Source organism: Rhodococcus sp. LMD, assembly GCF_056108245.1.
This window is the reverse complement of the sequence record NZ_CM148557.1, coordinates 2,720,263-2,732,165: the sequence shown is the minus strand read 5'-3', so window position 1 is coordinate 2,732,165 and position 11,903 is coordinate 2,720,263. Positions and strand designations below refer to the sequence as shown.

Sequence of the window (11,903 nt, the reverse complement as noted above, 5' to 3'; positions counted from 1 at the left end):
TGGGTGCCGCGGGCACCGGATTCCTCTCGTCGGGCCCGAGGTGCGGGCGTTCACGGTGAGGCATCATTCTACGGACCGTGTCCGGCCTCGTGCGGTGCGGTCACCATCCGGTCGGCAGGGGGCGTCCCTCGGCGAATCCGGCGGCCGACTGGACCCCGAGCACGGCGTGCGCGTGCAGGTCCTCGAGGGTGCGGGCACCGGCGTACGTGCAGGTGCTGCGCACCCCGGAGCAGATGTGGTCGATCAGGTCCTCGACGCCGGGCCGTTGGGGGTCGATGCGGATGCGGGAGGTGGAGATCCCTTCCTCGAACAGGGCTTTGCGGGCGCGGTCGAAGGAGGAGTCGTCGACGGTGCGGGCGGCGACCGCACGCTTGGAGGCCATGCCGAAGCTTTCCTTGTAGGGGTGGCCGGTCTCGTCGTAGCGCAGTTCGCCGGGCGATTCGTAGGTGCCGGCGAACCAGGACCCGATCATGACGTTGGCGGCGCCGGCGGCGACGGCGAGTGCGACGTCGCGGGGGTGCCGCACCCCGCCGTCGGCCCAGACGTGCGCCCCGAGGTCCCGGGCGGTGCGGGCGCATTCGGCGACGGCGGAGAACTGGGGTCGTCCGACACCGGTCATCATGCGGGTGGTGCACATGGCGCCGGGGCCGACGCCGACCTTGACGATGTCCGCGCCGGCGTCGAGCAGTTCGCGGGTGCCGGCGGCGGAGACAACGTTGCCGGCGACGAGGGGGACGGGCAGGTCCAGCGCCTTGATCCGTTTCAGGGCGTCGAGCATCTTCTCCTGGTGGCCGTGCGCGGTGTCGAGGACGAGCAGGTCGACGCCGGCGTCGACGAGCCCCGCGGCCTTGGCGGCGACGTCGCCGTTGACACCGACGGCGGCGCCGATGCGCAGGGCCCCGTCGGCGTCCACGGCCGGGGTGTAGATGCCGGCGCGGACGGCGCCGGTGCGGGTCAGGACCCCGGCGAGGGTGCCGTCGTCGTGGGTGAGCACGACCAGCGGGTCGTGTTTGGCTTCGAGCAGTGCGAACGCTTCCCGCGGCGACGAGCCGACGGAGGCGGTGGCGAAGTCGCGGATGGCGACCGCGCGCAGCCGCGCGAACCGGTCGACCTCGCGGCAGGAGCCGTCGGTGACGACACCGACGGGGCGGCGGTGGTCGTCGACGACGACGACGGCGCCGTGGGCGCGTTTGGGCAGGAGGGCGAGGGCATCGGAGACGGAGTCCTCGGGACCGAGGGTGACGGGGGTGTCGGCGACGAGGTGGCGGCTCTTGACGAACGCGACGGTCTCGGCGACGGTGCCGGCCGGCAGGTCCTGGGGGAGCACGACGAGTCCGCCGCGACGGGCGACGGTCTCGGCCATGCGGCGGCCGGACACGGCGGTCATGTTGGCGACCACGATGGGGATGGTGGTGCCGGAACCGTCGACGGTGGACAGGTCCACGTCGAACCGGGACGCGACGGCGGACCGGTTCGGGACGAGGAACACGTCGTCGTAGGTCAGGTCGTACGGGGGCTGGTGGCCGTCGAGGAAGCGCACCTGGCGAATGCTACGCGCCGGTGGCGTCGGGCGCGGTGAGCCGGGCCTGGCTGCGCGAGAGCGCCACCGTGGCGATCAGCATCACCGCGACCGAGGCGACGACCAGGGCGAGTCCCGGGCCGTCGACCCGGAGCCGTTCGTCGAGGACGGTCATGCCGAGGAAGACGGCGGCGAGGGGTTCGCCGATGGTGATCGCCGGCAGGGACGCGGCGAGCGGGCCGGCCTGGAAGGCGCGTTGCTGGAGGTAGACGCCGAGCAGGCCGGCGGTGAGCAGGGCCCAGGTCTGCCAGGCGCCGACCACGGGACGCAGGCCGTGTTCGAACAGGTCGGTGACGTACTTGGTGAACGCCACCGCCACGCCGTAGAGCAGGCCGCTGGCCGCGCCGAGTGCCATCGCCCGCGTGCCGGGGTCGTGGCCGAGCAGCCCGATCGCGGTGGCGGCGGACACGGCGGTGCACACCGCGCCGAGCGGGAGGACCCACTCGTGCCAGGGGGCGTCGATCTCACCGGCGGTGGGGTCGCCGACGACGAGGAACACCACGAGCGCCGCGCACAGGGCCGCCGCGGTCAGCCAGGTGGGACGGGTGATGCGGGAGCCGGAGAACGCGGCGGACAGGGGCAGGGCGAACAGCAGCGACGACACCAGCAGTGGCTGGACCACCAGGACCGGCCCGAGGGCGAGGGCGGCGACCTGCAGCAGGTAGCCGCCGCCGTCGCCGACTACCCCGGCCCACCAGCGGGGACTGCGGATCAGGGCGGCGACGAGGGACTCGCCGGCGGGGACGGCTTCGGCGGAGCGTTGCTGGGCGACGCTGGCCGCCGCGAACAGGAGCGCGGCGGCCAGCGCGCACACGACGGACGCCGTGACGGTGCCGCTCATGGGCACAAACTATGCCCTACCGGGGTGCCGGTGCGGGCGTGGTCAGGCGCGGACCTCGGTGCGGTCCCCGCTCCAGAGGGTGTGGAACTTGCCGTCGGCGTCGATGCGCTCGTAGGTGTGGGCGCCGAAGAAGTCGCGCTGGCCCTGGGTGAGGGCGGCGGGCAGGCGGTCGGCGCGCAGACCGTCGTAGTACGACAGCGAGGAGGTGAACGCGGGGACGGGGATGCCGAGCATGGTGGCGGTGGCGACGACGCGGCGCCAGCTGTCGATGCCGGCCTCGATGGCCTCGCGGAAGTAGGGGGCGAGGATCAGGCTGGGCAGCTGCGGGTCGGCGTCGTAGGCCTCCTTGATGCGGTTGAGGAACTGGGCGCGGATGATGCAGCCGCCGCGCCAGATGGTGGCCAGGGCGGCGCGGTCGACGTTCCAGCCGTGTTCGGCGCTGCCGGCGGCGATCTGGTCGAAGCCCTGCGCGTAGGCGACGATCTTCGACGCGTAGAGGGCGCGGCGGATGTCCTCGGTGAACTGGGCGGCGTCGGTAGGCTTGTCGCCGAGGGTGCCGGAGGCCAGGCCGCGGGCGGCGGCGCGCTGGGTGCGGGAGCCGGACAGGGCGCGGGCGAACACGGCCTCGGCGATGCCGGTGACCGGGACGCCGAGGTCGAGGGCGGACTTGACGGTCCAGCGGCCGGTGCCCTTCTGCTCGGCGGCGTCGACGATGACGTCGACGAGGGGTTTGCCGGTGCTCGCGTCGGTCTGGCGCAGGACGTCGGCGGTGATCTCGATCAGGTAGGACTCGAGGGTGCCGGTGTTCCATTCGGAGAACACGTCGGCGATCTGCGGGGCGTCGTGGCCGAGCGCGTCGCGCAGCAGGTGGTATGCCTCACCGATGAGCTGCATGTCAGCGTACTCGATGCCGTTGTGCACCATCTTCACGAAGTGGCCGGAACCGTCGGGGCCGATGTGGGTGCAGCACGGGGTGCCGTCGACGTGGGCGGAGATGGACTCGAGGAGCGGGCCGAGGGCCTCGTAGGACTCGGCGGGGCCGCCGGGCATGATCGACGGGCCGTTGAGGGCGCCTTCTTCGCCGCCGGAGATGCCGGCGCCGACGAAGTGCAGGCCGCGGGCGCGCAGTGCGGCTTCGCGGCGGATGGTGTCGGTGTAGAGGGCGTTGCCGCCGTCGATGATGATGTCGCCGGGTTCCATCGCGTTGGCGAGTTCGTCGATGACCGCGTCGGTGGCGTCGCCGGCCTTGACCATGACGAGCACCCGGCGCGGCTTCTGCAGGGCGGCGACGAACTCGTCGATGGTTTCGGTGCGTACGAAGTCCCCGTCGTCGCCGTGGGCTTCGAGCAGGGCGTCGGTCTTGGCGACGCTGCGGTTGTGCAGCGCGACGGTGTGGCCGTGGCGGGCGAAGTTGCGGGCGATGTTCGACCCCATGACGGCCAGGCCGGTCACGCCGATCTGGGCGCGGGGATTCTCGGTGCGTTCGACGGTCATGGGTACAGCTTCCCCCGAACCCGGACGGGATCGAAATCGGGGGCGTGCTACCGGTGCGGACGGCGGGGGGTCACCAGGCGCGCAGCAGGCGGCTCAGTTCGGTCAGCCACGGCACGGCGACCGCGATGGTGGGCACGACGAGGATGGCGGCGGCCGCGGTGTAGGCGGTCACGGCGGTGCGCAGGTCCGGGCCGGGTTCGGCGAGGCGCTTGACGCGCAGCACGGTGGAGGGGCCGCCGACGGCGAGGGCGCCCTGGGGGGTGCGGGCGCCGGCGCAGGCGACCAGGGCCCGGGCCAGCGGGGTGGGGCCGGTGACGCGCACGGCGGAGTCGTCGGCGAGCATCTCGACGAGCAGCTGCACCGAGCCGAGCGCGGACCGGGACCGTACCCACCGCGGGAAGGCCTCGTAGACGGCGGTGAACGCCTCGAGGACGAGGTCGTGCCGGGCCCGCAGGTGGGAGTGCTCGTGGCGGAGGATGGCGCGGATCTCATCGTCGGCGAGGTGGTCGAGGGTGCCTTCGCTGAGCACGACCCGGTGCCGCAGGCCCGGCAGGCAGTAGGCGACGGGTTCGGCGGTGTCGAGGACGCGCACGTGGGACAGCTGCCGCACCGAGGCGCCGCTGTCGCGCCGGTCGAGCAGATCGACGAGCATGCGGTGCCGGGCCCGGCGGCGGCGGGTGCGGACACCGACGCGCAGAATCGAATACATCAGCCGTGCACCGATGAGCAGGGTGAGGGCGAAGACCACGACGTAGGTCAGCCACAGGGGCAGGCCGAGCGCGTCGATCTCCTGGAGTGGGGCGGTGGTGGGGCGGCCGTCCTCACCGGGGACGAGCAGCAGCGATGCGATGGCCAGGCCGGAACTGAACGCGGACAGCACGGCCGCGAGCGCCACCGCCTGCCACAGCACGAGGGCGGGGCGGGGGTTGCGGTACGGCCAGGTGGCGCGGCTGAGCAGGGCCGGGACCGGCCCGGCCAGCAGCAGCGCGAGGATGCCGAAGACCAGCGCGGTGGTCGCGTTCATGGCACCGAGTGTGCCAGTCAGCTCGCCCGACCGGTACCCGGGTCGGCGACGGTGGGACGGGTGGGCCCGTCCTGCTGGGCCTCGAGCGCGGCGAGGGCCTCGCGCAGCGCGGCGGCCTCGTCGGGGTTGACACGCCCGATGAAGTGGACGAGGGCGGCGACCCGGCCGGCGGACTCGTCGGCCTGGTCGAGGGCGTCGACCATGAGGCTGGCGACGAGTTCTTCGCGGCCGTGCACCGGGACGTACCGGTGGGCGCGGTCGTCGCGCTGCTGGATGACGAGGTTCTTCTTCGCGAGGCGCTGGAGAACGGTCATGACGGTGGTGTACGCGAGGGAGCGCCGGGCGGCGAGGGCCTCGTGGACCTGCCGGACGGTCTGCGGTTCGGTGGAGGACCACAGGTGGTCCATCACTGCGCGTTCGAGTTCTCCGAGTGCTGCCATGACACGAGTTTACCGGGTCTCCGACGAGCGTGTCGTACTACCCGAAGTAGTACGTGTTCTCGTCCGCGGTCCGCCCGCCGTGCCGAACACGTGCCGGGTGCCGATCGGCACGACCAGCGGCCGGTCCGAGACCGGGTCGTCGATCACCGCCGCGTCGAGCGCGAACACCTCCCGCAGCAGCTCCTCGGTGATCACCTGCGCCGGCGGGCCCGCGCGCACGATCCGGCCCTCCTTCATCACCACCAGGTGGTCGCTGTAGCGGATCGCGAGATTCAGATCGTGCAGCACCATCACCACGGTGCGGCCGAGTTCCGCGTGCAGGCGGTCGACGAGGTCGAGGACCTCCACCGAGTGCGCCAGATCGAGATAGGTGGTCGGCTCGTCGAGCAGCAGCACGTCGGTGCCCTGCGCCAGCGCCATCGAGATCCATGCCCGCTGACGCTGCCCGCCGGAGAGCTGGTCGACCGGGCGGTCGGCGAGCTCGGTGATGCCGGTCCGGTCCAGTGCGACGGCGACCTCACCCTCGTCGTCGGCGGACCACTGCCGCAGCCACGACTGGTGCGGATGCCGCCCCCGGGCGACGAGGTCGGCGACGGTCAGGCCCTCCGGCGCCACCGGCGCCTGCGGCAACATCCCCAGCACCCGCGCGACGTCGCGGGTGCGCATCGAGGAGATCGCGTGCCCGTCGAGCAGCACGCTGCCGCGACGCGGGCGCAGCAACCGGGCCAGCGCCCGCAGCAGGGTGGACTTGCCGCACCCGTTGGGCCCGATCACGGTGGTGATCACCCCGGGGGGCACGGTCAGGTCCAGGCCGTCGACGATGAGCCGGTCGCCGTAGCCGAGCGCGAGGTCCCGCGCGACGAGCCGCGGCGGCGGGGCGGCGCTGTCCACGGCCTCGGATGGGGGCGCGGCGGTGGGCGCGGCGACGTCGTCGGTGCGGGGGATTCTGGTCACAGCGACACCTTCCGGTTCGAGCGCACGAGCAGATACAGCAGGAACGGACCGCCGAGGGCGGAGGTGACCAGGCCGACGGGCAGCGCGACGGGCAGCACCGTGCGGGCGAGGATGTCGGCGCCGGTGACCAGGGCCGCTCCGGTCAGGGCGGAGGCGATCAACGGCGGACCGGGGGAGCGCACGAGGCGCAGCGCGATCTGCGGGGCCGCGAGCGCGACGAACCCGATCGGCCCGGCCGCCGCGGTGGCGACACCGACCAGGGCGCAGGCGGACAGCAGCAACACCGCCCGCTGGGTCTGCAACCGCACGCCGAGCGACCGGGCCGTCTCGTCCCCGAGCCGCAGGGCACCCATCGTGAAGGCGGCGGTGGCGAGCCAACCGGTCAGGACGGCCAGCGCCACCGCCGTCGGCACGACCTGCGACCATCCGGCGCCGTTGAGCGACCCGGTGAGCCACACCTGCGCCTGGGACACGTCGTTGATGTCGGCCGAGACCAGCATCCAGTTCGTCAGCGCCACGAACAGCGCGTTGGCGCCGATCCCGATCAGCACCAGTCGGAAGCCTTCCACGCCGCCACGCCAGGCCAGGACGTACACCGCCGCGGCGGTGCACAGGGCCCCGCACAGCGCCGCGAGGGGCAACCCGAGCGCGCCGAGCATCCCGGCGAGCGTCCCGGAACCGGCGGCGACGATGAGCGCGACCGCGGCCGCGCTCGCACCGGCGGTGACGCCGAGGATGTCCGGGCTGGCCAGCGGATTGCGGGACACCGTCTGGGTCAGGGCGCCGGCGACGGCGAGCGCCGCGCCGACGAGCACCGCCGCGAGGCCCCGCGGCAGGCGCAGCTCCAGGACGATGAACCGGTCGAGTTGCTCCCCACCGCCGGCGAGCACCGAGACCACCTGCGGCACCGACAGCGGATAGTCGCCGCGGCCGAGCCCGACGCACAGCAGCAGGAACGTGGCCGCCACCAGAGCCAGGCACAGGAACACCGCGCGCGGTCGCCACACGAGCGAGAGCGTGCCGATCCGCAGTGCCGGCCGGGACGGGACCGTCGCCCGGGTCGGGCCGGTGCGTGCCGGCGCGGTGGCGGTCACAGGGCCACCAGCCGGCGCCGGCGCACGAGGGCGATGAAGAACGGTGCGCCCATCAGGGCGAGGACGATGCCGACCTGCAGCTCCCCGGGGCGGACCACGATCCGGCCGACGACGTCCGCCAGGACGAGCATCACCCCGCCGAGCAGCCCGGCGTAGGGGAGCAGCCAGCGGTAGTCCGGTCCGGTGATCGCCCGGGCGACGTGCGGGACCACGAGCCCGACGAAGGCGATCGGTCCGCAGGCCGCGGTCGCGGCGCCGGTGAGCAGGGTGATGGCGACGATGCCGACGGTGCGGGCGGCGACGACGTTCGTGCCCAGGGACCGGGCGACGTCCTCGCCGAGGCCGAGCACATTGAGGCCGGGTGTGTTCACCACGGCCAGCAGCAGTCCGGCCGCGAGGAACGGCAGCACCTGCCACAACACCTCGAGGTCGCGGCCGGCGACCGAGCCGACGATCCAGAACCGGTATCCGTCGAGCGTGGTCTGGTCGAGCAGCACCACCGCATGCGTCATCGCCTGCAGGAAGAACGCCACGGCCGCGCCGGCCAGGGCCAGGGTCAACGGTCCGGCGCGGCCGCCTCCGAGGGAGGACAACCCGAAGACCACGACACTGGCGGTGAGCGACCCGGCGAAGGCGAACCACAGGTACTGCCCGGGGGTGGCCATCCCGAGCAGGTAGATCGAGAGCACCACGAAGAAGGCTGCTCCGGCGTTGAGTCCGAGCAGGCCCGCGTCGGCCAGGGGGTTGCGGGTGTGACCCTGGATGAGGGCGCCGGCGACGCCGAGAGCGATGCCCACCACGAGTCCGAGCACGGTGCGCGGGATCCGCAGGGTGTGCACGATGACGTCGGTGTCGGAGCCGTCGTCGGTGGTGAGAGCGTGGACGACCTCGGCGATGGTCATCGGCCGGGCGCCGACGGCGATCCCGGCGAGCAGCACCACCGTCAGTATCGCGGCGATGGCCAGCAGACCGAGCAGGCGGCGACGGCGGACGGCGCCGACGCTCGTGTCGGCGGCGAGGGGGACGAATCCGTCGGCGGCCGCGACGCGCTCGGTGACGACCTCGGTGCCGCGGCGCAGGAGGGCGCGCCGCGCGCCGACCGGCCCGCCGTGGCCGCGGTCGCGGGTGACCAGTCCGGTCCACTGTTTGCCGAGGCTGCGTCCGGTGGTGCCTTCGCGGTGCCCGCGGTTGTACCACCACAGGCCGACGGTGACGGCGAGGGCCGTTCCACCGAAGACGACACGGTCGGTCTGTCCGCCGCCGTGGGCGTCGGACAGGGCGCGTACGAGCAGCACACCGACGACGGCGGGCACGGCGAGCAGACCCAGGTCGCCGGCTTCGGCGGCGAGACGGCGGGGGAGGGAGGGGGCGTCCGCGACGGGCGGCGGCGTCTCCGGGGGGCGGAGGGTGGTCACAGGCGGTGGGCTCCTCGGGGACGCGTACTCGGCCGAACGAAGGTTAGGTTACCGAAGCCTATCTTCCAGGCTTGCATCCCCCACGACGTAATGGCATGGTTAGGCTTACCTAATTGTGACGATCCGCCGATCGGGAGGTGTGGATGACAACCCTGCTGCCACCGAGATCCACCGCGGTGCAGATCCCCGCGTTCGAGGACACCGACGCCCGCCTGAGGCTGCTGATGCCGCACGCTCCCCGCGTCTACGCCGTCGCCCGCATCGACGACGAACCCCGCCGACGCTGGTGGCGGCTCGCCGACGCCGACCGGGACCGGCGGATCGCGCTGTTGTACGCCCGCGCGCTCGAGGACGTCGCGGACCCGCGGATCGCCGTCGACCAGGTGGCGGCCGCCCTCGTCCACGTCGTCGCGGGCCGGGTCCTCGCCCCCTATCTGCTCGAGGCGCGCTGCTGGGATCCCGGGCTCGAGAACCTGTGGATCCACCAGGACAGCGACGGCGGCATCGACTGGGCCGCGGTCGCGGACGACACCCTGCGTGTACTACCCGACGATCCCGCCGTCGCCGACGACGCGGTCGTCGTGCTGCCGTGCGAGGAGGCGCTCGCCCGGTGGACCGCCCACCGTGCCACCACGGCGCTGCGTGCCGTCCACGCGTCGCTGGCGCAGTGCGCCCCCGCCGAGCAACTGCGCCTGTGGTCCCTGCTCGGCCGCACCGTCGTGGCGGGCGCGGCGCAGCTCCCCGCCCTGGCCGGCACCTCCCGCACCGTCGCGGCGCGCCGCGGCCAGGTTCTGCTGGATGCGTTCCTGACGCTGGGGGTGCCGGTCCGCGGACTTGCTAAATTAGGCAAGGCTTACCTATAGTTACGAGGCGTTGCTACTGCCGGACCGCGCCGGAGTCCTGAGGGCTGCAGAGACCCCCGGTCCTTCCCACGGCGGGCCTCGCGTGCACCACGCGAGGCCCGCCGGCTCGTCCCGGCACTGCGTGCCGCCCGCGATGTCCTAGCATCCCTTCCAGACCCGGCGACCGGCGCCGGGCCCGCGCCAGGGAGCTGGCACGACCCGGACGGAGTGACACATGACCGATCTGCCCACCCAGGAACAACTCTCCGACCCCGCGGCCGTCACCGCCCAGCACAACGACGGCTTCGGGTCCGTCCTCGGCCTCGAGTTCACCGAACTGAGCCCCGACCGGGTCCGCGCCCACTGGACCGTCACCCCGAACCAGCACCAGCCGTTCGGCATCGTCCACGGCGGCGTCTACTGCGCCGTCGTCGAATCCGTCGCCAGCTTCGCCGGCAGCATCTGGCTCGGCGACCGCGGCAAGGTGGTCGGCGTCAACAACAACACCGACTTCATCCGCGCCACCCGCGACGGGGTGCTCACCGCCACCGCCACCCCCATCCAGCGCGGACGCAGCCAGCAGCTGTGGCAGGTCGCGATCACCGACGAGCAGCACCGCACCGTCGCCCACGGGCAGGTGCGCCTGGCCAACATCCTCGATCCCGACGCCCTGGGCAACTGACCGGCGCCGCGGGCCTCGAGCCCCCGGCGCCCGCCGCTCAGCCCGCGGCGCGTCGCCCGGCGCTGCCGCGCTCGGCCTCCTCGGTACGCCGCTGCAGCCGGTCGATCGCGTTGCGGGCAAACACCTGCTGCTCCGTCGAGGCCATCTCGTTGCGGCCCCGGGTCAGGAACGTCGTCGCCCACGACAGCAGGGTCGACAGCTTGCTCGAGAAGCCCACCAGGTACAGCAGGTGGATCCCCAGCCAGGCCACCCAGCCGACGAACCCGCTGATCTCGAGCTTGCCGACCTTCGCGACCGCGCTGAACCGGCTGATCGTGGCCATCGACCCCTTGTCGAAATACTTGAATGGCTTGCGTTCGGCCGGATCGTGACCGGACAGGCCCGCCACGATCTGCCGCGCCGCGTACTTGCCGCCCTGCATCGCCACCTGCGCCAGGCCCGGCAGCTTGTCCAACGACATCATGTCGCCGATGACGAACACATTCGGATGACCGGGCAGCGACAGGTCCGGATTCACCAGGACCCGGCCCGCCCGGTCGATCTCGGCGCCGGACTGCTCCGCGAGCCGGCGGCCCAGCGGACTCGCCGACACGCCCGCCGACCACACCTTGCACTGCGATTCGATCCGGCGCTCGGTGCCGTCCTTGTCCTTGACCGTCAGGCCCGTCGCATCCACGTCGGTGACCATCGCGTTGAGCTGGATCTCCACCCCCAGCTTCTCGAGGGTCTGGCGGGCCTTGGCGCTGAGCTTGCCCCCGTACACCGGCAACACGTCCGGTGCCCCGTCGAGCAGCACCACCCGGGCGGCCGCCGGATCGATGTTGCGGAACGCGCCCCGGAGCGTGTGATGGGACAACTCGGCGATCTGTCCCGCGAGTTCCACCCCGGTCGGTCCCGCCCCGACCACCACGAACGTCAGCAACCGGCGCTGCTCGGCCGGGTCCTCGGCCAGCTCCGCCTGCTCGAACGCCCCCAGGATCCGGCCCCGCAACTCGAGCGCGTCGTCGATCGTCTTCATGCCGGGCGCGAACTCGGCGAAGTGGTCGTTGCCGAAATACGACTGGCCCGCCCCGGCGGCCACGATCAGACTGTCGAACGGCGTGACCGTCTCCCGCTCGAGGAATCGGGACGTCACGGTCTGCCGCGTCAGATCGATCGACTCGACGTCGCCGAGCAGTACCTGGGCGTTCTTCTGCTTGCGCAGCACCAGCCGGGTCGGCGGCGCGATGTCACCCACCGACAGGATGCCCGTCGCCACCTGGTACAGCAGCGGCTGGAAGAGGTGATGGGTGGTCCGAGCGACGACGGTGACGTCCACGTCGGCACGTGCGAGGGCCTTGGTAGCGAACAGACCCCCGAATCCGGATCCGATCACCACCACATGGTGACGACGTGGCTCAACCGACTGGATGCTCATTCCGTGCTCCTCGATGTCTCGGGTCGACCGGGCAACCGGTGGCGGAGGAGCAGCGGGGCTCCCGCGCCGCCCCCAGTCTGTCAGCTATACCCACTCGCCACAGGCTTACGCGTCCCGTGAC

General features: G+C 72.6%; 11 protein-coding genes. 2 read left to right on the top strand and 9 right to left on the bottom strand.

Annotation, left to right across the window (positions count from 1 at the left end; translation table 11 throughout):
• Positions 1 to 100 precede the first annotated feature (100 nt).
• The 8 genes from ACWPQI_RS12600 to ACWPQI_RS12565 form a co-directional block, all read right to left on the bottom strand.
• Positions 101 to 1,540: a GuaB1 family IMP dehydrogenase-related protein gene (locus ACWPQI_RS12600; RefSeq protein WP_048773810.1), complete on the bottom strand. Its 1,440-nt coding sequence runs from the start codon at positions 1,538 to 1,540 to the stop codon at positions 101 to 103.
• 10 nt (positions 1,541 to 1,550) lie between these two features.
• Positions 1,551 to 2,420: a DMT family transporter gene (locus ACWPQI_RS12595; protein ID WP_010596512.1), complete on the bottom strand. Its 870-nt coding sequence runs from the start codon at positions 2,418 to 2,420 to the stop codon at positions 1,551 to 1,553.
• Positions 2,421 to 2,462: 42 nt separating this feature from the next.
• Complete coding sequence (gene gndA / locus ACWPQI_RS12590) at positions 2,463 to 3,914, bottom strand: NADP-dependent phosphogluconate dehydrogenase (RefSeq protein ID WP_474738357.1); 1,452 nt, start codon at positions 3,912 to 3,914, stop codon at positions 2,463 to 2,465.
• A 70-nt stretch (positions 3,915 to 3,984) separates the two neighbouring features.
• Positions 3,985 to 4,938 carry a M56 family metallopeptidase gene (locus ACWPQI_RS12585; RefSeq protein ID WP_010596510.1) on the bottom strand — a complete coding sequence of 318 codons (954 nt, stop codon included), beginning with the start codon at positions 4,936 to 4,938 and terminating at the stop codon, positions 3,985 to 3,987.
• A gap of 17 nt (positions 4,939 to 4,955) precedes the next feature.
• Complete coding sequence (locus tag ACWPQI_RS12580) at positions 4,956 to 5,378, bottom strand: BlaI/MecI/CopY family transcriptional regulator (protein WP_010596509.1); 423 nt, start codon at positions 5,376 to 5,378, stop codon at positions 4,956 to 4,958.
• Positions 5,379 to 5,387: 9 nt separating this feature from the next.
• Complete coding sequence (locus tag ACWPQI_RS12575; protein WP_048773831.1) at positions 5,388 to 6,269, bottom strand: ABC transporter ATP-binding protein; 882 nt, start codon at positions 6,267 to 6,269, stop codon at positions 5,388 to 5,390.
• Between the two features lie 59 nt (positions 6,270 to 6,328).
• Complete coding sequence (locus tag ACWPQI_RS12570) at positions 6,329 to 7,426, bottom strand: FecCD family ABC transporter permease (protein ID WP_010596507.1); 1,098 nt, start codon at positions 7,424 to 7,426, stop codon at positions 6,329 to 6,331.
• A complete protein-coding gene (locus ACWPQI_RS12565; protein ID WP_010596506.1) occupies positions 7,423 to 8,841 on the bottom strand; it encodes a FecCD family ABC transporter permease in 1,419 nt (472 codons plus the stop codon). The genes ACWPQI_RS12570 and ACWPQI_RS12565 overlap by 4 nt, the downstream gene beginning before the upstream one ends.
• 143 nt (positions 8,842 to 8,984) lie before the next feature.
• On the opposite strand from ACWPQI_RS12565, the gene ACWPQI_RS12560 reads away from it, so the two are divergent.
• Entirely contained in the window at positions 8,985 to 9,704 is a 720-nt protein-coding gene (locus ACWPQI_RS12560) for a hypothetical protein (protein WP_010596505.1), read from the top strand.
• Positions 9,705 to 9,918: 214 nt separating this feature from the next.
• Complete coding sequence (locus tag ACWPQI_RS12555; RefSeq protein ID WP_010596504.1) at positions 9,919 to 10,365, top strand: PaaI family thioesterase; 447 nt, start codon at positions 9,919 to 9,921, stop codon at positions 10,363 to 10,365.
• Between the two features lie 37 nt (positions 10,366 to 10,402).
• On the opposite strand, the gene ACWPQI_RS12550 is transcribed toward ACWPQI_RS12555, so the two are convergent.
• Positions 10,403 to 11,782 carry an NAD(P)/FAD-dependent oxidoreductase gene (locus tag ACWPQI_RS12550; protein WP_026138129.1) on the bottom strand — a complete coding sequence of 460 codons (1,380 nt, stop codon included), beginning with the start codon at positions 11,780 to 11,782 and terminating at the stop codon, positions 10,403 to 10,405.
• Positions 11,783 to 11,903 lie beyond the last annotated feature (121 nt).

Bases quoted from the DNA above. Each gene is read 5' to 3' on its own strand.
- ACWPQI_RS12550 (WP_026138129.1), bottom strand. From the start codon at position 11,782: ATGAGCATCCAGTCGGTTGAGCCACGTCGTCACCATGTGGTGGTGATC.
- ACWPQI_RS12560 (WP_010596505.1), top strand. From the start codon at position 8,985: ATGACAACCCTGCTGCCACCGAGATCCACCGCGGTGCAGATCCCCGCG.
- ACWPQI_RS12595 (WP_010596512.1), bottom strand. From the start codon at position 2,420: ATGAGCGGCACCGTCACGGCGTCCGTCGTGTGCGCGCTGGCCGCCGCG.
- ACWPQI_RS12580 (WP_010596509.1), bottom strand. From the start codon at position 5,378: ATGGCAGCACTCGGAGAACTCGAACGCGCAGTGATGGACCACCTGTGG.
- gndA (WP_474738357.1), bottom strand. From the start codon at position 3,914: ATGACCGTCGAACGCACCGAGAATCCCCGCGCCCAGATCGGCGTGACC.
- ACWPQI_RS12555 (WP_010596504.1), top strand. From the start codon at position 9,919: ATGACCGATCTGCCCACCCAGGAACAACTCTCCGACCCCGCGGCCGTC.
- ACWPQI_RS12585 (WP_010596510.1), bottom strand. From the start codon at position 4,938: ATGAACGCGACCACCGCGCTGGTCTTCGGCATCCTCGCGCTGCTGCTG.